The 26,209-nt window shown below is 63.7% G+C and carries 22 protein-coding genes and 1 pseudogene; 3 read left to right on the plus strand and 20 right to left on the minus strand.

Annotation, left to right across the window (positions count from 1 at the left end; translation table 11 throughout):
- Window positions 1–125 precede the first annotated feature (125 nt).
- The 11 genes and pseudogenes from H3H37_RS25990 to H3H37_RS23635 form a co-directional block, all read right to left on the minus strand.
- Window positions 126–391 (minus strand): annotated as a pseudogene (locus tag H3H37_RS25990) (SDR family NAD(P)-dependent oxidoreductase); the annotation flags it as partial.
- A gap of 126 nt (window positions 392–517) precedes the next feature.
- Window positions 518–1,522: an aldo/keto reductase gene (locus H3H37_RS23590; protein ID WP_182167118.1), complete on the minus strand. Its 1,005-nt coding sequence runs from the start codon at window positions 1,520–1,522 to the stop codon at window positions 518–520.
- 43 nt (window positions 1,523–1,565) lie between these two features.
- The gene (locus tag H3H37_RS23595; RefSeq protein WP_182167198.1) at window positions 1,566–2,018 is read right to left on the minus strand and encodes a MaoC family dehydratase; all 453 of its coding nucleotides are present in this window, start codon (window positions 2,016–2,018) and stop codon (window positions 1,566–1,568) included.
- A gap of 120 nt (window positions 2,019–2,138) precedes the next feature.
- Window positions 2,139–2,699 (minus strand): PaaI family thioesterase, encoded by a 561-nt coding sequence (locus H3H37_RS23600; protein WP_182167120.1) that lies wholly within the window; start codon window positions 2,697–2,699, stop codon window positions 2,139–2,141.
- A gap of 242 nt (window positions 2,700–2,941) precedes the next feature.
- Window positions 2,942–4,081 carry a porin gene (locus tag H3H37_RS23605; RefSeq protein WP_182167122.1) on the minus strand — a complete coding sequence of 380 codons (1,140 nt, stop codon included), beginning with the start codon at window positions 4,079–4,081 and terminating at the stop codon, window positions 2,942–2,944.
- Window positions 4,082–4,137: 56 nt separating this feature from the next.
- Window positions 4,138–5,166, minus strand: a complete 1,029-nt coding sequence (locus H3H37_RS23610; protein WP_182167124.1) for an alpha/beta fold hydrolase — start codon at window positions 5,164–5,166, stop codon at window positions 4,138–4,140.
- 12 nt (window positions 5,167–5,178) lie between these two features.
- Entirely contained in the window at window positions 5,179–6,135 is a 957-nt protein-coding gene (locus H3H37_RS23615; RefSeq protein ID WP_182167200.1) for an alpha/beta fold hydrolase, read from the minus strand.
- A gap of 136 nt (window positions 6,136–6,271) precedes the next feature.
- A complete protein-coding gene (locus H3H37_RS23620; RefSeq protein ID WP_229219011.1) occupies window positions 6,272–7,012 on the minus strand; it encodes a haloacid dehalogenase type II in 741 nt (246 codons plus the stop codon).
- Window positions 7,009–8,304 (minus strand): MFS transporter, encoded by a 1,296-nt coding sequence (locus H3H37_RS23625; RefSeq protein ID WP_182167126.1) that lies wholly within the window; start codon window positions 8,302–8,304, stop codon window positions 7,009–7,011. The genes H3H37_RS23620 and H3H37_RS23625 overlap by 4 nt, the downstream gene beginning before the upstream one ends.
- A gap of 53 nt (window positions 8,305–8,357) precedes the next feature.
- The gene (gene ilvD / locus H3H37_RS23630; RefSeq protein WP_182167128.1) at window positions 8,358–9,998 is read right to left on the minus strand and encodes a dihydroxy-acid dehydratase; all 1,641 of its coding nucleotides are present in this window, start codon (window positions 9,996–9,998) and stop codon (window positions 8,358–8,360) included.
- A gap of 40 nt (window positions 9,999–10,038) precedes the next feature.
- Complete coding sequence (locus H3H37_RS23635) at window positions 10,039–13,539, minus strand: indolepyruvate ferredoxin oxidoreductase family protein (RefSeq protein ID WP_311197583.1); 3,501 nt, start codon at window positions 13,537–13,539, stop codon at window positions 10,039–10,041.
- 145 nt (window positions 13,540–13,684) lie between these two features.
- Between H3H37_RS23635 and H3H37_RS23640 the strand changes: the two genes are divergently transcribed.
- Window positions 13,685–14,629: a LysR family transcriptional regulator gene (locus tag H3H37_RS23640; RefSeq protein WP_229219014.1), complete on the plus strand. Its 945-nt coding sequence runs from the start codon at window positions 13,685–13,687 to the stop codon at window positions 14,627–14,629.
- Between the two features lie 27 nt (window positions 14,630–14,656).
- Here H3H37_RS23640 and pntB read toward each other — a convergent pair whose 3' ends face one another.
- From pntB to H3H37_RS23660, 4 genes are all read right to left on the minus strand, one after another.
- Window positions 14,657–16,087, minus strand: a complete 1,431-nt coding sequence (gene pntB, locus H3H37_RS23645; protein ID WP_182167138.1) for a Re/Si-specific NAD(P)(+) transhydrogenase subunit beta — start codon at window positions 16,085–16,087, stop codon at window positions 14,657–14,659.
- 19 nt (window positions 16,088–16,106) lie between these two features.
- Window positions 16,107–17,690 (minus strand): Re/Si-specific NAD(P)(+) transhydrogenase subunit alpha, encoded by a 1,584-nt coding sequence (locus tag H3H37_RS23650; RefSeq protein ID WP_182167140.1) that lies wholly within the window; start codon window positions 17,688–17,690, stop codon window positions 16,107–16,109.
- Window positions 17,691–17,744: 54 nt separating this feature from the next.
- The gene (locus H3H37_RS23655) at window positions 17,745–19,382 is read right to left on the minus strand and encodes an AMP-binding protein (RefSeq protein WP_182167142.1); all 1,638 of its coding nucleotides are present in this window, start codon (window positions 19,380–19,382) and stop codon (window positions 17,745–17,747) included.
- Between the two features lie 81 nt (window positions 19,383–19,463).
- Complete coding sequence (locus tag H3H37_RS23660; protein ID WP_182167144.1) at window positions 19,464–19,814, minus strand: hypothetical protein; 351 nt, start codon at window positions 19,812–19,814, stop codon at window positions 19,464–19,466.
- 287 nt (window positions 19,815–20,101) lie between these two features.
- Between H3H37_RS23660 and H3H37_RS23665 the strand changes: the two genes are divergently transcribed.
- Together H3H37_RS23665 and H3H37_RS23670 are read left to right on the plus strand one after the other, a co-directional pair.
- Window positions 20,102–21,352, plus strand: a complete 1,251-nt coding sequence (locus tag H3H37_RS23665) for an NADH:flavin oxidoreductase/NADH oxidase family protein (protein ID WP_182167146.1) — start codon at window positions 20,102–20,104, stop codon at window positions 21,350–21,352.
- A 93-nt stretch (window positions 21,353–21,445) separates the two neighbouring features.
- On the plus strand, window positions 21,446–22,096 hold the full coding sequence (locus H3H37_RS23670) for a winged helix-turn-helix transcriptional regulator (protein WP_220456547.1): 651 nt from the start codon (window positions 21,446–21,448) through the stop codon (window positions 22,094–22,096).
- Between the two features lie 50 nt (window positions 22,097–22,146).
- Here H3H37_RS23670 and H3H37_RS23675 read toward each other — a convergent pair whose 3' ends face one another.
- The 5 genes from H3H37_RS23675 to H3H37_RS23695 form a co-directional block, all read right to left on the minus strand.
- Window positions 22,147–23,148 carry an NADP-dependent oxidoreductase gene (locus tag H3H37_RS23675; protein ID WP_182167148.1) on the minus strand — a complete coding sequence of 334 codons (1,002 nt, stop codon included), beginning with the start codon at window positions 23,146–23,148 and terminating at the stop codon, window positions 22,147–22,149.
- Window positions 23,149–23,207: 59 nt separating this feature from the next.
- Window positions 23,208–23,606 carry a hypothetical protein gene (locus tag H3H37_RS23680; RefSeq protein WP_182167150.1) on the minus strand — a complete coding sequence of 133 codons (399 nt, stop codon included), beginning with the start codon at window positions 23,604–23,606 and terminating at the stop codon, window positions 23,208–23,210.
- 4 nt (window positions 23,607–23,610) lie between these two features.
- Window positions 23,611–24,687 (minus strand): alkene reductase, encoded by a 1,077-nt coding sequence (locus tag H3H37_RS23685; RefSeq protein ID WP_182167152.1) that lies wholly within the window; start codon window positions 24,685–24,687, stop codon window positions 23,611–23,613.
- Between the two features lie 34 nt (window positions 24,688–24,721).
- Window positions 24,722–25,519: an SDR family NAD(P)-dependent oxidoreductase gene (locus H3H37_RS23690; RefSeq protein WP_182167154.1), complete on the minus strand. Its 798-nt coding sequence runs from the start codon at window positions 25,517–25,519 to the stop codon at window positions 24,722–24,724.
- Window positions 25,520–25,599: 80 nt separating this feature from the next.
- Window positions 25,600–26,208, minus strand: a complete 609-nt coding sequence (locus H3H37_RS23695; protein ID WP_182167155.1) for a TetR/AcrR family transcriptional regulator — start codon at window positions 26,206–26,208, stop codon at window positions 25,600–25,602.
- Window position 26,209: the final 1 nt, after the last annotated feature.

A 26,209-nucleotide genomic window follows, 5' to 3' on the forward strand; every position in this document is an offset into this window, starting at 1 on the left:
AGTAAAGCCACGTCGATCACTCCGATCTCCTGTCGAAAGGACAGGAAGGATTGTGCTATGAACGTGGGTCAGATTCCGTTGCAAATTCGTGGGGAAGATGGGTCAATTTTCAATGCAAATTAACACTCTGCCCCTGCCGGGGCAACGCCGAGGCTGGCTGCATTCACCAACAAGTCGATACGCCCCTCGCGCCGGACCACGGTCGCGATGGCTGCCTGGACCGAAGCGTCGCTGGTGACATCCAACGCTAGCATTTCGTAGTTACTCAGATCAACCTTGATGCCAGGTGGCTGGCTCCATAGACCTTGTAGCCAGCCTGCCACAGTCGGGCCGCGATCGCCTCACCGGTGCCGGATGAAGCGCCGGTGACCAAGGCAATTTTTCCATTCATGGCGATTCCTTTCAAACATTGCGGGCACCTCAAAACGCGAACAGTCCAGGCCGACGGATCTCGCGGCGCGGCCTCCCTTCATGCGGTGCCCCCGTCCAGATCATGTCCTATCCATCACACCACGGCTCACGCCACAAAGCCGGAACCATCCGTGGCCAAGCGAATCGGCATCCTCCCGGGCCCAGCCGGTACCCGGCTGCCAGCGTTATCGAGACGGTTGATCTGTTCGGCAGAGAGCGCAATTGTCAAAGCGCCCAGGTTATCGCTCAACTGGCCCAGTGTGCGCGGTCCGATGATAGGCACAGCGCCATGCGTTCCAGCCCAGCTGATGGCGACCTGGCTGGCGCTGACGCCGAGCTCCGTGGCAACGGACAGCACCGTGTCCAAAATCTGCGTACGCTGTGGTGTGTCCTCGAACTGGAATACGCGCCCACCAAAGCCTTCGGCCCGGCCTTTTTCCCCCTGCCGATATTTGCCGGTCAGCATGCCTCCGCCCAATGGAGACCAAGTGACGATGCCAAGACCCAGCGCGTGCGCCGCCGGGAACAAATCGGCCTCCGACTCACGGTGCACCAGGCTATGCTCGAACTGCGCCGCCGCAATCGGCACCGCGTGGGTCAATTCAGCGAGGGTAACCGCGCGGGCCAGACGCCAGGCTGGGAAATTCGACAAACCGGCATAGAGAATTTTGCCAGCGCGCGCCAAATCCTCGAATCCGCGGACAATCTCCTCGACGGGCGTGACGCCATCCGGGTGATGCGCCCAATAAATGTCTATCCGGTCAGTCTTGAGTCGCTTCAGGCTGGCTTCAACGGAAGCGATCATCGCCTTGCGACTATTACCGGTCACTAGCCGGTTGGCATTGGGCGTAGCGCCGTTGCTGAACTTGGTGGCCAACACAAAATCCTCGCGTCGCCCCTGCAGAAGCGCCCCCAGCAATTCCTCCGATTGGCCGAACTGGTAAACATCCGCCGTATCGATAAAGTTGCCGCCGGCCTCGGCGTAGGCGTCAAAAACCGCCTTCGCCACATCCGGATCAGCCCCATAGCCCCAGCCTGTGCCGAAGTTGCCAGTGCCTAAGGCCACCTGCGACACCCTCAGGCCCGTCCTGCCAAAAACCACATATTGCATCAGTTACTCCCTTAATAAATTACATTCATCATATTAAGCGCGGCTACGAAGGGCGTCTTTGCACGATGAGATTGCCCACCGAAACCTGGACCGCCTCACCCCACTGGTTGAACGTAGAAGTGCGCATTTTGACCACTCCCTGCTCCGGCCGGGACTTCGATGGGCGAACTTCCAGCACCTCGCCTTCCACCCGCAACTCGTCGCCTGGCCGCACCGGCGTTGGCCAGCGCAGCTCCTCGAACCCTGCGCCGACTATGCCTCCCGCCGGCTGGAATTCGGTTTCAACGAGCAAGCGCATCGTCACCGCAGCGGTGTGCCAGCCACTGGCGGCCAGTCCCCGGAAAATCGAGACGCTGGCCGCGCCTTCATCGAGATGGAAGGGTTGAGGATCGAATTCCGCAGCAAATGCCTTGGCACGCTCGGACTCAATACGAATGCGCGTTCCGCCGGCAAAGCGCTGCCCCGGCGTGAAATCTTCAAGATAGAGGACTGTCATGATCGAACCTTTAAGCAAAGTAATGTGGCTGGCATCGCCAGCTTCTTGAAACACCGTGAAGGCGCCGACGCGCCACTTAAGCTCAACACGCCCCGGCGACACAGCGCCCATTAGGTGGCGTTAAGCCCGCTCATGCGCATACCTGGCGCTCGCGGCGGGATGGTCGAAGATCAGACAGGTCGTCGTCGCGTGCGCGTACAACTTGCCATCGGCGCCAACGATGCGGCCCTCGGCCGTGGCGACCTGGCGCCCGACATGGATCACCTTCCCCTCGGCCCGCACCAGCGGCACGCTATCGTCAAGCGCGCGTACCATGTTCACCTTGAGTTCCAACGTCGTATAGCCCTTCCCTGCAGCCAAGGTGGTGTGGATCGCGCAGCCAACGGCCGAATCCAACAGCGTCGCGAACCAGCCGCCATGTACCGTACCCAGCGGGTTATAGTGCCGCCGTTGCGGCCGCCCCTGGAACACTGCCGCGCCAGGCGCCATATGGATCGGCACGAAATCGAGCGTGTCGCCTATTGGCGCGGGAGGAAGTTCGCCGGCAAAGATCGCCTGGAAGACCTCCATGCCCGAGCGCCCGGCGAGCCGCTCCCTTGGCACCGCTTGGGGTTCCCGCAACCGTGCGCGCACTGCGGCCTCGTCCGCTTTCCAACCCGCGATAACCTGATCAACCGTCATCACAACCCTTTCTCCAAAATGCTGACATCTGTAACTGCCTTAACCACAATATAGCATATGATGAGAATAATATGACGATCATCATTGAATTTCGTGGGTACGCCAACTCCTCGAACTTCTTGCTTGCATTCAGACTATGCCCAGGGTTCCGCGCTGCAGAACATGCAACAGCTCGCAGCAAGGGCAACGGTCGCCCCGCCATGGTCGACCGTGCGGCCGCTGCCCTGCCCCCGGGCGCCGGATCAAAGGCTGTGATTAATGCCCAAGGTCAATGCACGGACGCGTGCGCCTACCGAAGTTGGTGCGACGGCGGTATCGTTTGAGACCAGCGCAAACGTGCCGGTGGCATTGTTGCGGGACTGGCCGTACGACGCGTAAAGCACGGAACGACGCGACAGGCGGTACAGATAGCTGAGGGAAAACACCGTTGACTTCGGCGCCACGCCAGCGGCCGCGTCCCGTGACATGCGCTGGACGTTAAGCTGCACCGTGCTGAGCCCCTTGGTTACTGCGCCCCCAAGCCAGACATCCTTGCTGTCGCTATCGGGCACGGGCTGTTTGGCATGGAAGTAACCACTGGCGACTGAGTAATCACCCACCGTATATTTTGCCCCCAGCACCAGATCCTTGCGCGTCCCGGTGGCGCCGGTGAACGCCAGCGGCGCTTGACTCACCACTGGCAACTCCAGTTCCTGGTAGGCCCCCGCCAGCAGCAGCGATTCGCCTTTATATTGCACGGAAACGGATTCCATGCGATTGGCAGCCTTGGGCGCGGCGCCCGGACCGCCGCTGCTTTCCGAACCCGCGCTGTACATGACGCGCGCCATGAAGCCTTGCAACGACGGACTGCTATAGAAGACCGCGTTGCTGGCCCGCCCGAAACGATCCGAGCCGGTGCCGGACAGCAGAATGGTTTGCTGCGCATTACCATACAACTGGAGCCGCAACGGGTCGGTCTCCAACAGCGCCCAGTACAGCGGCGTGTAGTCGCGGCCGATGGCGACCGTTCCCCAGCCCCCCTCCAGCGCGACGAACGAGCGGCGGTTGAACAGACCGCTCGCGGCGACTCCGCCAGGCGCGGCCGGCGTGGCCGAGGATGGATTCCCGGTGTAGCTCTTCATGGCCCCGGTGTCCGAGTCGAAGCCGGCCTCCAGCTGGAACCTGGCCTTCAATCCCCCCCCGAGGTCTTCCGTGCCAAGAAATCCAAGGCGGGAAGCGGACGCGACGCCGGATGTGACCGTGGTCGCTTTGGCGTTGCCGGTGTCGGAGTAACTCAGGCCGGCATCCACAGCGCCATAGAGCGTGACGTTCGATTGCGCCATGGCCGGTGCGGCCAAGGCCAGGCTGGCGGCAATGCCGGCGGTTTGCAGTACTGCTTTCATTGTTGTCTCCGTACGGAAGTAGTTAGTTTTGGTGGTTGAAAATGCGCTGCCGCTGATCAGGACGATGTTTTGCCCGTGCCCCGGATAAAGGCACCGATCTGTTTTGCCGCTGCTTGTGGCTGCTGCTGATGCGGACCATGGCCGGCGCTGGGATAGGTAATCAGGTTTAAGGTGGGGAGCTGGTTGTTCAATGCGTACCAGTTCTCGACCGGGAAGGCGAGGTCGTGATCGCCCCCCAGGTGCAGGATGGGGACGCCGGTATTCCTGAGCGCGGCGCCCACCGCGTCGGCCGGAAACACCGGATTACTGGGCAGCGTCGCCAGTTGGGCTAACGCCCACTCGAGCGGCACCTCGGGACTGCGGTCGCCCTTGCGTGCCGCGATGCGGGTGAACGATGCCTGCGCGGCGGCACGGCTGCCGGCGTCCGCCGGCTCAAAAAAGGAATGCGTGAACCAGTCCAGGTCACGGGTCGCTTGCTGCGCGAGGGAAAAGAACAACGGATCGGTGGTCTTGACCAGCGGGCCGGGCGGCGTGGTGCCGATCAACACAAGGTGCGAGATATCGGCGCCGTGGCCGGTCATGAAGATCTGCGCCACCATGCCGCCCAGGGACCAACCGCCAACGGCGAAGTCCTTCAAGCCCAGCGCGGTGACCAGATCCTGCACGTCCCCGGCCAACGACACGGCGTCGTAGGTGGCGGGCCCGGTCGACTGCCCCATGCCCGAGTAGTCGAAATAAATCACACGAAAGCCTTGCGCCGCGAGGCTATCGATGAAATCCGGGTCCCACCAGTCGAGCACCCCCATGAAACGGTGGCACAGCACGATGGGCTTGCCCTCGCCTACGGAACGGTAGGCCAACTTGCGTCCACCAACCGCCGCGAACCGCGTCGGTGTATCGCGCGCGCCCAAGGCTACGGTCCCGGCGATACCGCCGTCGCCGCCGCACCCAGCGAGGGCCAGCGCGCCGACCGCCGCAAGACCTTGGACGAAGGCACGCCGGCGCGCAGGCGCGCCTGCTGCCGCGGCGAACGGCCCCTTGGCGCGGACGTCGTCCTTGCCGTCATGAATTGTCTGCTCACGCATCCTGGTTCTCCTTCATTGCTGGCCGTTGATGAAGGCGGCGATTTGCTCCGCCGCCAGCGTCGGATACTGTTGGTGTGGACCGTGCCCGCTTCTCGGAAAGGTCATTTGCGTAACGGTGGGCAATTGACCGTTCAAGGCATACCAGTTCTCAACCGGAAAACCGAGGTCGTGGTCGGCACCCAGATGCAGGACGGGGACTGCGGTCGTCTTGAGCACCGCAAGCACCGCATCGGCCGGGAACACCGGGTTGCTGGGCAAGGTCGAAAGCTGGGCCAATGCCCAATTCAGGGGTATTTCCGGGCTGCGATCACCGCGACGGGCGGCGATGCGGGCGAACGAAGCCTGGGCGGCGGCGCGGCTGCCAGCATCATTCGGTTCGAAAAAGGAGCGGGTGAACCAATCGAGGTCATGCTCGGTCCGTTGCGCCAGGGAGAAGAACACAGGATCGGTGGTTTTAACCAGCGGCCCGGGCGGCGTGGTTCCGATCAGCAGCACATGGCTCACCTCGGCACTGTGGCTAGCCAGATAGATCTGCGCCGCCATGCCGCCTACCGACCAACCGCCGATCACGGTGTCCTTCAGCCCCAGCCCATCCACCAAATCCTTGGCGTCCCTGGCCAGCGAGACCACGTCGTACGTCGGACTGCCCGACGATTGCCCCATGCCGGTATAGTCGAAATAGATCACGCGGAAACCCTGTGCCGCCAGGGCGTCGATAAAGCCGGGGTCCCACCAGTCCATCACCCCTAGAAAGCGATGGCAAAGCACAATGGGCTTGCCCTGCCCGACCGAACGATAGGCCAGCTGACGCCCGCCGGTTTCGACGAAAAGGGTCGGCGTCGTGGCCGCGCCTGCCGCAGCGGCATTGGCCAGGCGCGGCAGAGCCAGGGTCGCGGCGCCTGACACACCGGCAAGCAGGATCTGGCGGCGCGATACCGGCCCCTTCACAGCCGCGTTGAGAGAATTCATGTGGTCCAAAGCATCACTCCTTCATACTAACAATATGATGACCGTCATATATAGAATTAAAAAACGCAAGGCGACGGGACTGCCGGGACGTTACCTTGGCGCCTGGTTGTTCAACGAATTTGACGAGGATGGGTACTCAACAGCGGAGCAAACCCGCCAGTTGCTCCAGATCCCTGGCATGGAAGGTGTTATCGGGATGCGGCGACACATCCTTGACCTGCGACGCGCCGTATTCCAGCGGACGTTCGATATAGGCGGTCTTCAAGCCGCACGCGCGGGCATGCGCCAGGTCATCCTGGTGGGCAGCGACCAGCATGACCTGGCCCGGTTCGACGTCGAAGATCTTCGCCACACCCAGATAGGTGGCCGGGTCCGGCTTATATTTTTGAAACACTTCAGCGGAGAGCACGCAATCCCACGGCAGCCCGGCCTGTTTAGCCATATTGGTCAGCAGACCGATATTGCCGTTTGAGAGCGTGCAAATGGTATAGCGTTGCTTCAGCCGCCGCAGTCCCGCCACCGTATCCGGCCAGGCGCCGAGCCGATGCCAAGCCTTATTCAAATGGCGCTTTTGTTCCTCGCTCAACTGCGTCACGCCGAATCGCACCAGCAGATCATCCAGTATCATGCGATGCAAATCGTCGATCAGCGTCCAGCCCAGTTCCCCAGACATGACCTTTTGCATAGCCGGCATGTAACCGGCCCGCCACGCCAAGGCGAATTGATCGGCATCCACATCCAGATGCATCGACCGCACCTCATCCATGATGCTCCGGTGCCAGTCAACGACGGTGCCAAAGACATCGAAGGCGAGGATCTTGATATCGTCGGCCATCGTCAGCGTCATGTTTTCCTCCCTGGACATATGTTGCATCATGCGGCCTCCCGCAACGTCACGGCGCTCCACACGGCGCCAAGCAGCAATAGTACGCCGATGATCCAGAAGCCCCCCGACAGGCTGCCGGTGGCGGCACTCACTTTACCCACCAGTACCGGCGCAGCGAACCCGCCCAGGTTGCCGACCGAGGCGACAATGGCGATACCGACCGCCGACGCGGCCGGACTCAGCATGCGTGTCGGAACCGTCCAGAAGATGGGCACGCCCGCCAGCACGCCGGCGTAAGCGATGGCGGCGCCGATCGCCATCCCCGCCACATTCCCGATCTGCATCGCAATCACGATGAAGCCCGCGCATCCGAGCGCAAATGCCGCCGTCAAGTGCCAACGGCGTTCCTGCATGAGGTCCGAACTGCGGCTCAGCAGTAGCATGGACACCAGCCCCGCGAAGTTGGTGGCGGACACCAACAAGCCGATCTTGGCGCTAGATCCGACGCCAGCCTGGCTGAACAAGGTTGGCATCCAGAACGAGATGCCGTAACCGCCGCAAATCAACAAGAAATACAGCCAGGCGCAGTTCCAACTCCAGACGCTGGCAAAACCCGCCTTCAGCGACGCGCTGGGGCGTTTGATTTTGCCAAGGCTGGCGATCAGGCGCTTGCGGTCGTTGGCGCTCAGCCATTCCGCCTGCTCAGGCGTATCGGACAGGCGCAGGTATATCCCCGCCGCCACCAGAATGCATGGCAGGCCGGTGGAGACAAGCAGCCACTGCCAACCGGCCAGTCCGTGGGCGCCATCGAGGAATTCCATGATGGCGCCGCATATCGGGCCACCGATCACACCCGAGATCGCCAATGCGGCCATGAACCACGACATGATGCGGCCCCGGTGCGAGAGCGGGAACCAATAGGTCAGAAACAACACCACGCCCGGGAAGAAGCCCGCCTCGGCGAAGCCGATCAGAAAGCGGATCAGGTAGAACTGAAAAGGCGTGGTCACATACGCCATCGCCGTGGTCGCGATCCCCCATGCGACCATGATGGTGGGCACCCAGCGGCGCGCGCCTATCCGTTCCAGGATCATGTTGCTGGGCACTTCAAACACGAAGAAGCCGATAAAGAACATCCCCGCCCCGACGCCAAAAGCGGCGTCGTCCATGGCCAGGGCCTTCCCCAGCTGAATCTTGGCGAACGAGATATTGATCCTGTCGATGAAATTGACGACGTAGGCAAGGAACAGGATAGGAATCAATCGCCAGGCGACCTTGCGGACCAAATGGTCGAGCGCTGCGTCCTGGGACGTGGGAATGGCATCTACTGCTAGGGTGGTCATGGTGTCTTCTCCTTTTGGATGATTTTTAATTGATATGATTGGTAAGGGCGTTGTTAGTCGATGACCGCCCCCTGACTCGCGGGCAACACGTGCTTACGGTAGCGCCGCATAAAGCCGTTCGGGACGGCGCGCACGTATGGCGTCCAAGCGGCGCGGCGGCGGGCCAGCGTGGCCTCGTCGACGTGCAGTGTGAGCGTACGGGCGGGGATATCGATTTCGACCAGGTCGCCGTCCTCGACCAGGGCGATCGGTCCGCCCGCGCTCGCTTCCGGGCAAACATGCCCGACACAGGGCCCTGAGGTTGCGCCGGAAAAGCGGCCGTCAGTGATCAGCGCCACCTTTTTCATGCCCGCCATCTTCAGCGCGACCGTCGCGCCCAGCATCTCGGGCATGCCTGGCGCGCCTTGTGGCCCCATGTAGCGCAGCACCACGACATGGTTGGCCGCGATGCGGCCATCGTTAACCGCCGCGATCGCGTCCTCCTCCGAGTTGAAGCAGATGGCCGGGCCGCTACACGCCAGCATGTCCTGGGCGACGCCGGCCTGCTTGATGATGGCCGTGTCGGGCGCCAGATTTCCACGCAGTACGGTAATGCCGGCCAATTTTCGGAACGCGTTTTCCACCGCCGGGATGACGGTCGGATTGCGCACCACCGCGCGTTCGATGCCGGCTGAGAGCGGCTGGCCAGTGACGGTCATGGCACTGGTGTCGAGAAAACGTTGTATTTGTTTGAGGACGGCGGGCATGCCGCCGGCCGCCCACAGGTCCTGCATGCCATAGGGGCCGTTGGGGCTGATCGCGAGCAGGGTCGGTATGTCGGCCGCGGCTTCGAATTCGGCCAGGCTGAACGGTACTTCGGCCGCATGCGCGATGGCCGGCAGGTGCAAGGCCGTGTTGGTCGAGGCGCCGATCGACATGGCCGTCGCCACGGCGTTCTTGAACGCCTTGGGGGTGAACATCTGGCGCGCGTTCAACCCTTCCTTGACCATGGCCACGATGCGCTCACCGGTGCGGCGCGCCGCCTCCAGTTTGTCAGCGTGCCAGCCCGGGATGTTGCTGCTGCCGGGAATACAGATGCCGAACGCCTCGGCCAGGCATTGGAAGGTGTTGGCGGTGCCCATGATTTCGCAGGCGCCACAAGTGGCACACGTGGTGGTCTTGGACAAATGGAAGCCGTCGTCGTGATAGTCGCCGTGATCGATCGAGCTCCGGGGATTGTGAGTGTTGCGGATGTCCATCTGGCCCGGTCCGCCGGCCAGATACAAGGCCGGCAAGTCCAGGCGCGCCATCGCCATCATCATCGCCGGGTTGATCTTGTCGCAGCCGGCGATGAAAACCACCGCGTCGTAAGGCTGCGAACGCACATGGGTCTCGATCATGTCCGCGATCAGGTCCCGCTGCGCCAGCACAAAGCGCATGCCGTCATGGGCCATGGCCACGCCGTCGCAAGGCGCCGGAACATTGAACTCGGCCGCCTCCCCGCCCGCGGCCAGGATGCCGTCGTGGACCTTGCGGGCCAGCCGGTCCAGATGCGAATGTCCAGTCGTCAACTCCGTGTGCGAGTTGGCGATGGCGATCAGCGGCCGGGTCTTCAGTTTATCGGTATCGTACCCGGCGCCATGCAGCAGTCCCTTGCGGAACATGTTCATGAACGGGCTGGGGCTGTTAGAAATAATGTCACTACGTTTAGACATGCGGTCTCCATGAATGTATTAGATCGGTGATGGGAGGAGTTCAGGCCGCGCCGGCGACGGACTGCCCGCCGCTTTGCCATGCGCCCCACAATTCCGTGCGTAACTTGTCGGCCTTGTCGGCGCTGGCCTGCCTGACGTGACCGTAACCACGCACGGCCTCGGGCAGCGCCGCGATCTTCGTCGCCAGCCCATGGTTGTCCTGGTTGAGCTCTAGCAGCAGGCGTTCGATGTCTTCTTCGTACTGGCTCAACAATCTGCGGGCAAGCTTGCGTTCCGCGTTGTTGCGGAATGGGTCGAGCCAGGTGCCGCGCAAACCCCGCAAGCGCGCCATCAAGCTGAAGACAGGCATCAACCAGGGCCCGGCCTCCCCCTTTTGCACCTGGCCACTGGGGTCGGTGCGCGCGAACGGCCAGGCGCCGATATGGAAGCGCAGCGCATAGTCGCCTTCGAACTCGCTGGCCAGCGCCGCCTTGAATTCCGGCGCGCTGTATAGGCGCGAGACTTCCCATTCATCTTTGACTGCAAGCACCCGATGGTAGTTGTGCGCCACCGCGAGCGACAGCGCCTGCCCGGTCCCAAGCGCCGCCTCGCGCTGGCGCACGCGCTCGATCAGCGCCGTGTAGCGCTTCGCCAAGGCGGCGCCGGTATGCGCCACCAGATGCGCGCTGCGGTGTGTGAGGATCTCGTCCAGGCTACGGCGCAGGCGCGGAACGAAATGGATGACATTGGCAGGTGTCCGCTGTCGCAGGAAGCGCTCCACCCCGGCGAGGTCATGCGCGATGCGCCGCCCCCACAGGAAGGCCTCCTTATTCATCGGGACCGCGACGCCATTCAGCTCGATCGCACGGTCGATCGCGCCCTGCGACAAGGGGATCAACCCGCGCTGCCAGGCGGCGCCCAGCATGAGCATATTGGCCGCGATGGGGTCGCCGATCAATGCGGTTGCCAGGCGCTGCCCTTCGAACAGCACCAAGCGCGCTCCCAGGATGGTTTGCATGCGCGCGGCCAATGCCGGCGCGTCCATCTGCCAGTCCGGATTGCGCGAAAATTCGGCTGTCGGTATCAGGTCGGACGACACCACGCCGGACGTGCGCGCCGGATCGAGCTTGGACATTGATTCATCGCCGGCCGCCACCACCAGATCGCAACCGATCAGCACGTCCGCCTCGCGTGCGCCGATGCGGGTGGCGTGCAACAGTTCCGGCCGGGGGGCCAACCGGACGTGGGAGCTGACCGCACCATATTTCTGCGCCAATCCGGTGATGTCCAAGTTGGAGCTGTAGTAGCCCTCCACGTGGGCGGCCATTGCCAACGTCTGGCCGATGGTCACCACCCCGGTGCCGCCGATACCACCGATCAATATGCTCTGCAGGCGATCCAACGGTGGGAGCACCGGGTCGGGCAATGTTCCGCTCCAGGCCGCCGTCATGGGTTTGCCCGCCGCGGCCGGCTTGCGCAACTTCCCTCCCTGCACGGTCACGAAACTGGGGCAAAATCCCTCGACACAAGAAAAATCCATGTTGCAGCTGGCCTGGTTGATACGCCGCTTGCGCCCCAGCTCGGTCTCCAATGGCTCGATCGACATGCAGTTCGACGCCACGCCGCAATCACCGCAGCCCTCGCACACCGTCGGGTTGATGAAGCTGCGCTGGTTCGGGGTCGGCAACTTGCCGCGCTTGCGCAAACGGCGGCGTTCGGTGGCGCAAGCCTGGTCGTACAGGATCAGCGAGACTTGCGGGTAAGCGCGGAATGCACGCTCCACCGCCTGCATTTCCTTGCGATGGTGCACCGTGACGCCGGCCGGCAGCGGTACCCCGTCATACCGCTCGGGCTCGTCGGTCACCACGGCCATCTTCTGTATCCCCTCGCCCGCCAGCGTGGCCAGCATCTGCGACGGCGACTGCCCGCCTTCCACCGGCTGCCCGCCAGTCATCGAGACAAAACCATTGACCAGCAACTTATAGGTCATGGGCACTTTGGCCGCCACCGCCTGGCGGATCGCAAGCAGGCCCGAATGGGCGAAGGTGCCATCCCCCATGTTGGCGAACACATGCTTCTCGGTCGTGAACGGTTGCTGGCCCAACCACATGACGCCCTCCGCCCCCATGTGCGAGGCGGTGGTGGTGGTGGTCGGATCCTTCAGCATGGCCATCGTATGGCAACCGATCCCGGCCAGCGCGCGGCTGCCCGCGATCACCTTGGTGGAGCGGTTGTGCGGGCAGCCCGAGCAGAAGCTGGGGGCACGCACCGGCGCACCGGCGGTCTGGCCCTGGGGAACGGCGATCGGCGTCAGCGAGCAGTGCGACAGGAACTGCGGCAGCACATCGGACAGCACCTTCGCCACCATCAACGGCGACAATTCAGCGGCATTGGGGAAGGCGCGGGCGCCGGCGTCCGGGTCGAACGAACCACCCGCCACATGCTTGCCGACGATACGCGGCGCGTCGGCCGCGCCATACAAGATCGTGCGGACCTGGTCCTCGAGCACGGGGCGTTTTTCCTCAACGACCACGATCAGGTCCAAGCCCCGGGCGAAATCGCGCACGATGACGGGATCCAGCGGCCAGATCATGCCTATCTTAAGCATGCGCAAGCCGAAGTCGGCCGCGCGCTCCGGATCCAATCCCAGCAGCGCGCAAGCCTGCAGCACGTCCTGCCAGGCCTTGCCGGCGGCGATCACGCCGATCCGGGCATCGCTGGAATCGACCGTAATCCGGTTCAACCCGTTGGCGCGCGCATACGCCATCACGGCGGCATGCTTGTGATGGTAGAGGCGATCCTCCTGGGCCAGCGGCATGTCGACGCCGCGCACGTGGTAGCCCGTGCCGAACTGGTCCACCGGCTGGCTCGGCGCCTCGGGCAAGGTGATCACCGGGGCGTCGGGGTCGACACACACGGAACCGCCCCCCTCGACCACATCGGTGACCACCTTCATGCCGACCCAGCATCCCGAATAGCGGCTCATCGCGATGCCATGCAAGCCATAGTCGAGCAATTCCTGCGTGTTGGACGGGAACAGCACGGGCATGCCGACGGCCATCAGCACACCGTCGGAGAAGTTGGCGATGGTGGAACTCTTGGCGCCGTGGTCATCGCCGGCCAGGCATAGCACGCCCCCCTTGGGCGAGGTACCGGCCATGTTGCCGTGGCGCAGAGCGTCGGCCGAGCGGTCCACGCCCGGCCCTTTCCCGTACCAGATGCCGAACACGCCATCCACGGTGGCGCCGGGGAAGATGCCGACATATTGCGCGCCCCAGATCGCGGTGGCCGCCAGATCCTCGTTCAGTCCCGAGCGGAACACAATGTTTGCCGCCTTCAGGGCCTTGTCGGCGGCCCACAATTCGATATCGTAGCGTCCCATGGGCGAACCGCGATAACCGGAAATATAGCCGCCGGTATTCCAGCCGGCCGCCGCGTCGCGCTGGCGCTGCTGCAGCGGCAAGCGCACCAGCGCCTGCATGCCGGTCAAATAAACCCAGCCCTTTTCCACTTGATACTTGTCGTCCAGCGTCGCGCCGGCTCGTTGCAATCCGCTACTCACACTGCCTCCATCCATTGTTGGTGTCCTGCGATCTCATGCGCGGGAATCTCTGCAAACAGTATGCGGAAAGGTTAAGATAGCGTCCAATGCATTGTTCGCGCCAGTTCAATGCGGAAAACGCAAGTTAAAAGGAACTTTCTTGGACATGTCGCTGAAGCTGCGCCAGCTATCGCACTTGGTGCTGCTGGCCGATGAATTACACTTCGCCCGCGCGGCGGAGCGCGCCTTCCTGTCGCAATCGGCGTTCAGCCGCAGCATCGGGGCCCTGGAAGAGGAGACTGGCATGCGCCTGTTTGACCGTGGCCCGCATTTCGTCAGTCCGACCCCAGCGGGCCAACATGTCATCGATCGTGCGCGGCGGCTGCTCTCGAGCTCCCACGACCTGTCGCGCGAAATCGCCATGCTGCGCTCGGGCGACCTCGGCAACATCGCCGTCGGCGCAGGGCCTTTCTCAGGAATTGCGTTGATGCCAAGCGCACTGGCCGAACTGCGCAGGCGCCATCCCCGCGTGCAAGCCAAGCTGGTCATTTCTGACGCGTGGTCATTGCTACAGCAGCTGAGGGATGAAAAATTGGATTTCTTCTTGGCCGAGATGCAAGGAATTCCAGCGAACGAACTGCTGGCTGTGAAACCGCTGGGGCGGCTGACTGGCGCATTTTTTTGCCGCGCCGCGCATCCGCTGGCCAATCAGTCCGGACTTCGCCTCGCCGATCTGGCTGGCGCCAGTTTTGTCGCGGTGCACATGCCCACTGAGCTTCGCAGGGTCTTGGGGAAGTTGATCGCCGCCGACGAACATGGCGAATTGCCGATCGCAGTGGAGTGCGAAAGCCTGGCGATACTGCGTGAATTCGTACTGGCCTCCGATGTTGTCCTGGTGGCCACCGAACGTGCCATGCAGATGGAACTGGCTGCGGGCACGATACGGAAATTGCAGGTGCTGGACATTGAAGCGCCGGGTGAGCCCACACCGCTGGCGACTAACTTCGGCATGGTCTCCCTCAGGGACCGAACGCCGACCACCGCCAGCAATATCCTGATGGGCCTGGTCCAGGCCGAAGCCGCCAAGGTGCTGGCGCCGGCGTCGAACTGAGCCGGCCCCTCGCTGGGGCCCGTTCAGCTATCCATGGCGGAAGGATTTCAATGCCCCCAGGACTTCGTCCAGCATCTTCTTCGCGTCGCCGAACAGCATGCGGTTGTTCTCCTTGTAGAACAGCGGATTGTCAACGCCCGCGTAGCCGGAAGCCATGCTGCGCTTCATCACGATCGAGTTCTTCGCCTTCCACACCTGCAGCACCGGCATGCCGGCGATCGGGCTCGAAGGATCGTCCTGCGCGGCCGGATTGACGATGTCGTTGGCGCCGATCACCATCGCAACGTCGGTATCGCCGAAATCATCGTTCAGTTCATCCATCTCCTGCACGATATCGTAGGGCACTTTGGCTTCGGCCAGCAGCACGTTCATGTGGCCGGGCATACGGCCCGCCACCGGGTGGATGCCGAAGCGCACATTCACGCCCTTGGACCGCAGGTGCTGCGTGATTTCGTTCACCGTGTGCTGCGCCTGCGCCACCGCCATGCCGTAGCCGGGCACGATGATCACGTTCTTCGCTTCGCGCAGCATTTCGCTGGTCTCCACGGCGGAAGCGGCCACCACTTCGCCTTCCGGCTGGGCCGCGCCGCCACCGGCGGCCGGCTTGCTGGCGCCGGCGCCAAAGCCGCCCGCGATCACGCTGAGGAAGTTGCGGTTCATGGCGCGGCACATGATGTAGGACAGGATGGCGCCGGACGAGCCAACCAGCGCGCCCGTCACGATCAGCAGGTCGTTATTGAGCATGAAGCCGGTGGCCGCCGCCGCCCAGCCGGAGTAGCTGTTCAACATCGACACCACCACCGGCATGTCGGCGCCGCCGATGGCCATCACCATGTGCACGCCGAACAGCAGCGCGATCACGGTCATCACGACCAGCGGCAGCATGCCGTCGGCCACTGCCTCGGCGCCCAGGAAACGCTGGCCGACGACGATCACGATCAACAGGCCGATCAGGTTGAGCCAATGACGGCCAGGCAGGAGCAGCGGCTTGCCGCCGATGCGGCCCGACAGTTTGCCGAACGCGATCAGGGAACCGGACAGCGTGATGGCGCCAATCAGCACGCCGACATAGATTTCCACTTCATGGATCGCCTTTTCCGCGCCCGACAGTTGCGCCAACACGGACGGATCGATGTAGTTGGCGTAGCCGACCAGCGTGGCGGCCAGGCCGACCAGGCTGTGCATCAACGCCACCAGTTCCGGCATTTGCGTCATCTGCACGGTGCGCGCCGCGTACAGGCCCAGCGAGCCGCCCGCGACCATGGCGATCACGATCCACGACAGGCCGGAGGCCGTCACGTGCGGGCCGAACACGGTGGCCAGTACGGCGACCGCCATGCCGATCATGCCGTACACGTTGCCGCGCCGCGCCGTTTCCGGGTGCGACAAGGCGCCCAGGCTCAGGATGAACAAGATCGTCGCGCCCAGATAAGCGACGGTGGTGAGACTTTCAGACATCGTTTTAGCCCTCTTCGAATTATTTGCGGAACATCGCCAGCATGCGGCGGGTGACGGCGAAGCCGCCGAACATATTGATCGCGGTCAGCACAATGCCGAGCATGGCCAGCCAGCGGATCGCGTCGGCCGGACGGGCCAGGGCCGCGTCCACCGGCGGCGCGATCTGCACCAGGGCGCCGATGGCGATGATGCTGGAGATGGCGTTGGTCACGCTCATCAGCGGCGTGTGCAGGGCCGGCGTCACGTTCCACACCACCATGTAGCCGATGAAGCAGGCCAGCACGAACACGGTGAAGTGGCCGAGGAAGGCGGCCGGCGCGAACGCGCCGATCGCCAGCAGCAGCGCGGCGGCCACGCCGAACATGGCGACCACGCGCCCGGCCGACGCTGGCTCGGACGGCGCGCCATGGCCGTGTGCCTTGGGCGCCGGCACGGCCGCTGCGGCCGGCTTGGCGGCCGGCGGCGGCAGCTTGGGCGCTGGCGCCGGCCAGGTGATGGCGCCGTCCTTGACCACGGTCAGGCCGCGAATCGCATCATCGTCCATGTTGACGTTGATGACGCCATCCTTGGTCTTGCAAATCTCCTCGGTCAGGCGCAGCAAGTTGTTGGAATACAACGTCGACGACTGCTTGGCCAGGCGGCTCACCAGGTCGGTGTAGCCGACGATGGTCACGCCGTGCTGCACCACGACCTGGCCCGGCACGGTCAGTTCGCAGTTGCCGCCCTGTTCGGCAGCCATGTCCACGATCACGCTGCCCGGCTTCATGCTGCGCACCATATCGGCCGTGATCAGCCGGGGCGCCGGTTTGCCGGGGATCAGGGCGGTGGTGATGATGATGTCCACCTCCTTGGCCTGCTGGGCGTACATGGCGCGCTGGGCCTGCTGGAAGCCCTCGCTCATGACCTTGGCGTAACCGCCGCCACCGCCGCCCTCCTCCTCGTAGTCGACCTTGACGAATTCACCGCCCAGCGACACCACCTGGTCGGCCACTTCGGCCCGCGTGTCGTTGGCGCGCACGATGGCGCCCAGGCCCACGGCCGTGCCGATGGCCGCCAGGCCGGCCACGCCGGCGCCAGCGATGAAGACTTTAGCGGGCGGGATCTTACCGGCCGCCGTCACCTGGCCGTTGAAGAAGCGGCCAAACGCATTGGCCGCCTCGATCACGGCGCGATAGCCAGCCACGCCAGCCATGGAAGTGAGCGCGTCCATCTTCTGGGCGCGGCTCAGGGTACGCGGCAGCGAATCGATCGCCAGCACCGTCACCTTCTTGGCCGCCAGTTGTTGCAGCAGCTCGGGGTTCTGGGCCGGCCAGATGAAGGACACCAGGGTGCTGCCTTCGCGCACCAGCGCCACTTCCTCCGGGTTCGGGCCCCGTACCTTGTAGACGATGTCGGCCTGCGCCCAAAGCTCGGGGGCGCTGGGGACGATGCGGGCGCCGGCGGCGCGGTAGGCATCGTCGCTGAAATTGGCGGCATCACCGGCCCCCGTTTCCACGGCGACCGAGAAGCCCAGCTTAATGAGCTTTTCGACCACCTCGGGCACGGTGGCGACGCGTTTCTCCTGCGGGTAAACTTCACGCGGCACAGCTATCGTTAGAGACATTGTTTTCCTGTTTATTCCGTTAAAGCTTGAGTCAACGACGATGCAAACGCCGGGCTACTCCGACTGGGTACGCAGCAATCGCCGTAGCGTCTTGCCGACCGCCGACTTCGGCAGACTGGGCACAAAATCAACATATTTCGGCTGCTTGTAGGCCGCCAGCCGAGCACGGCAATGCGCCCGCACCTGATCCTCGCTCAACGAGGACTCCGCCTCCTTGACGATGAAGAGCCGCACGGCTTCCCCCGTTCTCTCGTCCTGCACGCCGATGCAAGCCGATTCCAGGACACCCGGACAGGACGCCACCGCAGCCTCGATTTCATTGGGGAATACATTGAATCCGGAAACCAGCACCATGTCCTTCAGGCGGTCCACGATCTTAATGAATCCATCCCCGTCCGCGACAGCGATGTCGCCGGTGCGCAAATAACCGTCCGGCCAAAAGATGGCCGTATTGTCTTGCTCGCGACGCCAGTAACCACGCATGACCTGCGGACCACGTACGCAGAGCTCCCCCGATACACCCAGTGCGACTTCGTTGCCCTGCTCGTCGCGCAAGGAAACGTCGGTGGAAGGCAGCGGCACGCCCACCGTGCCGCTGAAGTTGGGCAGATGCAGGGGATTGAGCGTGACGATGGGGGAAGTTTCCGACATGCCAAATCCTTCCTTGATGTGCTTTCCGGTCAAGGCCCGCCATTTGTCCGAGGTCGCCCGCAGGATCGCGCTGCCGCCGCCCACCGCAAAACGCAGCGATGAGAACTCGAGTTGCTGGAAGCGCGGATGGACCAGCAAATTGGCGTAGAGCGTGTTGACGCCCGTGATGAAGGTGACGCGGTGTTCTTCGAAGCTGGCGACAAGACCATCGAGATCACGGGGGTTCGCCACCAACACGTTCTTGGCGCCCTCCGAGAACATACTCAAGCAATTCACCATGAGCGCGAAGATGTGGTACAGCGGCAGCGCAGTGAGGACCGTGTGGCGGCCATCGGCAAACAACTCTGGCGTCGCCGCCTTGAACTGCAAAATGTTGGCGATCAAATTGCCATGCGATAGCGCCGCCCCTTTGGAAATCCCGGTCGTACCGCCGGTATATTGGAGATAGATCAGATCGTGGGCGGCCAATTCGACGGGTTTGAACGCCAGCATCGCACCGCGCTCAACGGCGGTGGAGAAGCGCGTGTACTGCGGCAGGCTAACCTCGATCGGTGCGCTCGGCCCGGGTGTAGGCGCCATATCATCCAACTGCACGACTATGACCTGCCGCACCGGCGCCGTCTTCATCGCTTCAGCCAGCGTGGGCACGGCGCCAGCGAACACGATGACGGTGTCGACCTGCGCGTCCAGCAATTGATGGGCAAGCTCGGCGGGCGAATACAGCGGATTGACATTCACCTGCACGGCACCGCTGAGCATAACGCCGAACATGGCGACCGGGAATGCCAGGATGTTGGGGGCCATGAGCGCGACACGATCCCCCTTCACAATACCGAGTTCGCTCTGCAGGTAAGCGGCGAACTGGCGCGACAGCCGTTCGATGTCCTGGTAGCTGAGTTCGCCCCCCTGCCCCACGAAGGCAGGCTGGTCGGCAAAGCGCACCACTGATTCCTGAAACAGATGCGCGACCGACGTATAGCGGCCGCAGTCGATTTCCTTCGGTACGCGGTTGCCATAGATCTTGTGCCAGTTTCGTTCCATACGTCTCCTTGTTGCGGTCAGTTGACCGATATGATTGCCAGTAAAGTCTGTGTCCGCGACAGCGCGGTGGTGTGCGGCCTGTCAAGCGCCATCAGGCATGAGATGCGTGAGCACCGCCTCCCGCAATGCACGGGCAAGCCTGGCGTCGTCCAAGGCGCCGGCCAGGGCGAGCGCCCCCTGCAACGCTGCGGTCCTTTCCTGCGATATCCCCGGGCCATAGTCCAGACGCGGATCGGGCGCCCCGCGGCCGAGCAGGGTGATCAGTGCGTGGACGCGCCGCGTTGTGCCGCGCCTGGCCGCCTCGCCGCCGCCGACGGCACCGCCGCGGTCCGCAACGCGCTGTTCCAAAATATCTGCAACCGCGGCATTGATACGCTCGTGGCTTGGATGCTGATGACCGGAGGCGGTCCGTCTCGTCGAGGTGTGGCGCATAGGCTCAATATAATAACTTCATAGGACGGTCATCATATTTATAAATCCGCTGAGGATGCATGGGCTTTGATCGAATCACGCCAGCACATTACATTGACAAATATGACGAACACAATTTATTATACAAATCGTATAGTAAGTGGGTCAAGGAAAACATGCGTGAGCGCTGCCATTCCTGCTCCGGTAAGACTATCCGCCAGCCGCGCTTGATGCTGCCTCCCCCCGAGGCGAAAACCATGTCACCAGCGCAGCTTTACTCCATTTATCCAACCGTTGAAGGTAACAGCATGGCCGATTACTCCACTCCCTTGCCTCCCTTGTTGACCCAGTCCTTGCGCCTGCCGAATGGGAGCGTCATCCGCAACCGCCTTGCCAAAGCGGCGACCAGCGAGACCCTGGCGACCTACGCCAACAGGCCGACGCCGCGTCTGGTGCAGCTGTACCAGCGCTGGGCCGCTTCCGGCGTGGGCCTGATCATCACCGGCAACGTGATGATCGACCGCCGCGCCCTGGGTGAACCTGGCAACGTCGTCATCGAGGACGAATCCGATCTGCCCATGCTGGAACGCTGGGCGCGCGCGGCGACCGACCAGGGTGCGTCGATCTGGGTCCAGCTCAACCACCCTGGCAAGCAATCGACCAAGGGACTGAACGTCAGCAACCTTGCGCCGTCGGCCGTCCCCTTCAGCAAGGAGATGGAGGCGCTGTTCGAGACGCCGCGCGAAGCCACGGACGCGGAGATCAAGGACATCATCCAGCGTTTCGGACGCAGCGCGGCCATCTGCAAGAAGGCCGGCTTCAGCGGGGTGCAAATACACGCCGCGCACGGCTACCTGATCAATCAATTCCTTTCGCCCCACCACAATCAACGCAACGACGAATGGGGCGGCAGCACCGAGAAGCGGCGTCGCTTTCTGCTGGCCGTGTACGCCGAGATCCGGCGCCAGGTCGGGCCGCACTATCCCGTCGCCATCAAGCTCAACTCCGCCGACTTCCAGCGCGGCGGCTTCACCGAGGAAGAGTCGCTTGCGACGGTTCAGGCATTGGCCGACGCCGGCATCGACCTGGTGGAAATCTCGGGCGGCACTTACGAGACCGGCGTCGCGCAGCCGAAGAAAGCTTCCAGCCAGGCGCGCGAAGCCTATTTCATCGAATTCGCTGAAAAGGTCCGCGCCGCCGTGCGGGTACCGTTGATGGTCACGGGCGGCTTCCGCAGCGTGCGCGGCATGGATGCGGCGTTGCGTTCGGGAGCGGTGGATCTGGTCGGCATGGCGCGCCTGATGGTCATCGACCCGGACGCCCCGGCCGCGTTGCTGCAGGGACGGGACAGCGCGCAGCGCGTGCGCCCCATCAAAACCGGCATCAAGCAAATCGACAGCCTGGGCGTGATGGAAGTGCTGTGGTATGAACTGCAGATCAAACGGATCGCCGCCGGTGGCGAGCCCCGCCCCAACGAAAGCGGCTTGTGGGCCTTCGTCAAGTCGCTCGTGCTGAGCGGCTGGGGCACGTTCAAGACCCGGCGCCTGCGCGCGCGGTAGCGTGGTGCGCGACGCGACGTCCGCACGGCCCCGCCAGGCCGGCCGGGCGTCGCGCGGCTTGACTCCGTACTACATAGTTAGTATAGTGCGAAGATGGCAAATAAAACATATGGTCAGCTTTGTCCGATCGCCCGCGCGATGGATGTCCTCGGCGATCGCTGGACACTCCTGCTGGTACGCGAGCTGCTGCTCGGGCCAAAACGCTTCAAGGACTTGCTGGGCAGGCTACCGGCCATGGGGGCGAACCGTCTGTCGGAACGGCTGGCGATGCTGGTCGACAGCGGCGTCATCCGCCCTGCCGCCCAGCCCGCCCCGGCCTACGAACTGACCGAATTTGGCGAACAATTGCGGCAACCAGTGATCGCGCTTGGGGTATGGGGACTGGGACTGCCGGTTGACGCCCGCATCGATCCGGCCAGCGCACGCGCGGAACTGATCGCGCTCTGCCTGACCGGCATCAGCGATCCCGGCGCCAGCGCCGGTTTGCGCGAGGTGGTGGAATTCGAGGTTGGGGACGAGGTCTTCCACATTTCGATCGACGACGGCCGCGTGTCGGCACGCTCAGGACCGGCTGCGGAAGCTGCCCAGTTGCAGGTGCGATGCGACTTGGAGACTTTCATGGGCCTGGCGCAGGGACAGCTCAAACCGGCGGAGGCGGTCCGTGCCGGGCGCGCCATTCTGCTGCGTGGCAGCCAGCGCGAGCTCACCCAGGTCTTCAAAATACTGGCCTGCCGCCAACCCTGAACCAGTCCGACAGGCACCGGCGCCGCGTTGACGCGGCGCCCATGCGGCTGTCACTTCATCTGCACCACCACCTTGCCCTTCGCGCGGCCCTGCTCCAGATAGGCCAGTCCCGCCTTGGCCTGCGCGAATGGGAACACCCGGTCGATCACCGGACGGATACGCGACGCGGCAAGCAATTCACCTATCTTGGCCAGTTGCCGGCCGTCCGGGCGCACGAACAGGAATGAATAGCTGGCCGCGCGCTGTCGCGCCTGGCGAATAATCTTGCCGCTCATGAGCCCAAAGACGAATCGCATCAGGAAGTTCATGCCGCGCGCGCGCGCGAAGGCGGCATCCGGCGGGCCGATCAACGAAACGACCGAGCTGTTGGGGTTCAATATCTCCAGCGACTTGGCCACCCCGTCGCCCCGGATCGTGCCCAGCACGACATCGTAACCGTGCAGCACTTGCTCGAACTCCTGCTTCTTGTAATCGACCACCTCATCGGCACCCAGCTCCCGCACCCACTCCACGTTCGCGGTGCTGGTGGTGGTGCCCACCTTGGCGCCCAGCTGTTTCGCCAGCTGGATCGCGAACGTGCCGATACCACCGGAACCGGCGGGGATGAACACCTTCTGCCCGCGCTTGAGTTGTGCGCGCTCGTTCAGCGCCTGCCATGATGTCAGGCCGACCATCGGCACCGAGGCCGCCTGCACGAAATCCAGATTATCGGGCTTGAGCGCGGCGGCATATTCCGGCACGGCGACCAACTCCGCCAAGCTGCCGCCAGGCAGATCGAAGATACTGGCGTAGACCGCGTCTCCCTTTTTGAAACGGGTCACGCGGCTGCCGACTTCCACCACCACCCCGGCCAGATCGCTGCCCAGCGTGGCCGGCAGCTGAAGCTTGAGTATGGGCTTAAACATCCCCTTCGGTATCATGTAATCGATGGGATTGAGGCCAGCCGCGTGCACCTCGACCAATATCTCGTCCGGTTTGATCGTTGGCCGGGCCATGTCGGCGAATTCGACGTGATCGAGCCCCCCATAGCGTTTCAAGACTAGTGCTTTCATCCTAACCTTCTTAATTATTTGGTTGAGCACACTGCCTTGTGGGCAGTGTGCGTTCGAGCCTACCGGCGACGCCGGAGTACTTCCGACTGTTCACGGCCCACATAGAGCAACGCCAGGGCCCCGGCCACCTCGAGACAGACGGCGACCAGGATCGCCGGCGTCGCGTGGCCTGAGGCCAGTTCATACACACCGAGCCCCGCCAACATCAAACAGATCACCAGGCCGCCGCGGATCAGGGCGGTGCGGGCCGGCGAATGTGGCGCATGCCTGGCAGTGAAGAACATCACGGCCACCCCGGCATAGAACGCAGCGCCGCGCCGGCCGACCAGCGCCACCGCCGGGGTGAAGGCGACACCCCAATCGGCCAGCAGCAGATTGGGCGCCCACAACCAAATCGCGGCCAGCATCAGGAACAGCAGCGCGAACAGGTTCGCCAGCTTGTGGAAGCTCAGCTTCATCAGTTCAAGCCGCCAGCGCCGGATAGTCGGTATAACCGGCCTCCCCCGGCGTATAGAATGTGCTGGGGTCGGCCTCGTTCAGCGGCTGATCGCCACGCATGCGTTCAACCAGATCAGGATTGGCCAGGAATGCCCGGCCCATGGCGATCAGATCCGCCTGGCCTTCGACCAGGGCCCGTTCCGCGCCCGCCTTGTCGTAGCCGCCGGCGAGGATGAAGGGACCGTCGAACGCGGCGCGCAACGCCGCCTTCAACGCCGCCGGCACTGGCGGCGCGCCCAACGCCGAGTGGTCCAGCAAATGCACATACATCAGACCCAGCGCGGACAGCTCCTTGACCAGCGCCAGATACTGTTGGTCCACGCCCTCGAAGCCGCCAGTGGCGTTGAACACCCCGTAAGGCGACAGGCGAATCCCGACCCGCCCGGCGCCGATCTCGTGCGCGACGGCGCGCGCCACCTCGAGCACCAGGCGGTTACGCCCCTCGGCGGTGCGGCCGTATTCGTCGGTGCGCTGGTTCACGTTTTGGTTCAGGAACTGCTCCAGCAGATAGCCATTGGCGGCGTGCAGCTCGACCCCGTCGAAGCCGGCGGCGATGGCCAACCGCGCGGCCGTGGCGTACTCGCGCACGACCGCCTCGATATCGGCCGCGCCCATCGCGCGCGGCGTCGAATGCGGCTGGCTCCCCTGGCTATCGGTCCACATCTCGCCCGGGCACACTTCCGCCGACGGGCCCAGCACCTCGGCCCCGGCCGGCAGATTGGCGACATGCCCCACCCGGCCGGTATGCATCAGCTGCACCACGATCTTGCCACCGCGCGCGTGCACCGCATCGGTCACTTGCTTCCAACCTTGCACGTGGCCGTCGTTGTACAGGCCCGGTATCCGCGGGTAGCCAAGGCCATTTGGCGATGGTGAGGTGCCCTCTGTGATGATCAGCCCGGCGGTGGCACGCTGGGCATAGTAGGTCGCCATCAGGCTGTTGGGCGTGTTGTTGTCAACCGCACGGCTGCGCGTCAGGGGCGACATCACGGCGCGATTGGCAAGTTGGGTGCCACGCAGGGCGTAGGAATCAAATAGCATAATTGTTCATCCAGTTAAAGTGTTGTTGTAAAAATCAAGCCGCCAACAGACGGCCGGCCACCTGGCCCGTTTGGGACGCGCTAAAGAGCGCGGCGCGCGCCGCCTCGAAGCCTTCGATCAACTGCGCGTCGGCCACCGATGGCCACGTCATGTCCTCGCCCTGGTCGAGCGCCGCCAGGGCCGCATCAACCATGACATCGGTCGCCATCACGGTTTGGGGATCGAGCGCGGAAAGCGGCACGCCGGAGTTGTCCCACACTTCGGTGGCGGTGGCGGCCGGCAGCACCACCTGGACCCGCACGCCCGTGCCGGCCAGTTCCTGCTGCAGACCACGGCTAAAGGCCAGCACATAGGCTTTGCTGCCGCTATAGACGGAGCTGACCGCCAGGCTGTTCACGGCCAACACCGAGGCGATATTGATGACCACGCCTTCTTTGCGCGCCACCAGGCCGGGTAGCACCGCGTGGGTCAGGCGCGTGGGCGCCGCGATGTTCAGCGCGATCTGGGCCAGGGAATCCTGCAGGGCGCCCTGCGCGATGGGCGCGAGCCGGGCGATGCCGGCATTGTTGACCAGCACACTGATGGCGGCATTGCTGGCCAGCAGCTGCTCGACCGCCGCCAGGCCCGCCTCGGTCGCGAGGTCGGCCACCAGGCAGTCGACCTGCACCCCATGCGCTTGCTCGATGCGGGCGGCCAGCGCCCGCAGCCGTTCCTCGCGCCGCGCCACCAGCACGAGTTGGTATCCCCGCGCGGCGAGCCGCTCTGCGTAGACGGCGCCGATGCCGGATGAGGCGCCGGTCACCACTGCGATTTTTCCGGAAGTAACAGACATGATCAGATCCTTTAAGTTGAATATAAATATGATGATCATCATATTTTGATGCAAAAAAAAACCTGAGGCGAACACCCGCCTCAGGCTACCGCAGTCGTCAAATGCTTCAACATGGCCGCGCACAACGCCTCCGACAACTTGGGGTCGTCAACCGCACGCGCAACGGTGGCGGCGCCGATCAGGGCGCACACCAGCGCCATCGCCCGTTCATGTGCCTGCGGCTGGCCCCAGTCAGGCGACTGGCGCGCGAACAGGTCGATCATCTCTTTGATATGCACGGTCGCGGCCCGCCGCACCTCCGGCGCCTGGCGCGGCATTTCCGAGCCCAGCGCGGAGACCGGGCAACCGGTCTCCATCGCGGCAATATGGTCGGCGGACAGGTAAGCCCGCATCATCGCTTGCAGTGCCTGCCCTTCCGGCGCACCGGCGGCCACCCGCGCCACCTTGGCGACCGCATCCGCGCCGGCGCGGTCGCCCGCCTCCGCCAACAAGGCATCGCGCGAGTCGAAATGCGCGTAGAACCCGCCGTGCGTGAGGCCGGCCTCCTTCATAATATCGGCCACCCCCGTGCCGTCATAGCCGCTGCGACGGATGACACGCGACGCCACCTCCACGATGCGCTCATGGGTGGCTTCCTTGCGGCTCACGGCCGGACGTTTGGGGGCTTTTTTCTGCATGATCGTTATCATA

Origin of the sequence: Rugamonas brunnea, from assembly GCF_014042345.1 — a bacterium.
In the GTDB taxonomy this organism is placed as follows: Bacteria; Pseudomonadota; Gammaproteobacteria; order Burkholderiales; family Burkholderiaceae_D; genus Rugamonas; species Rugamonas brunnea.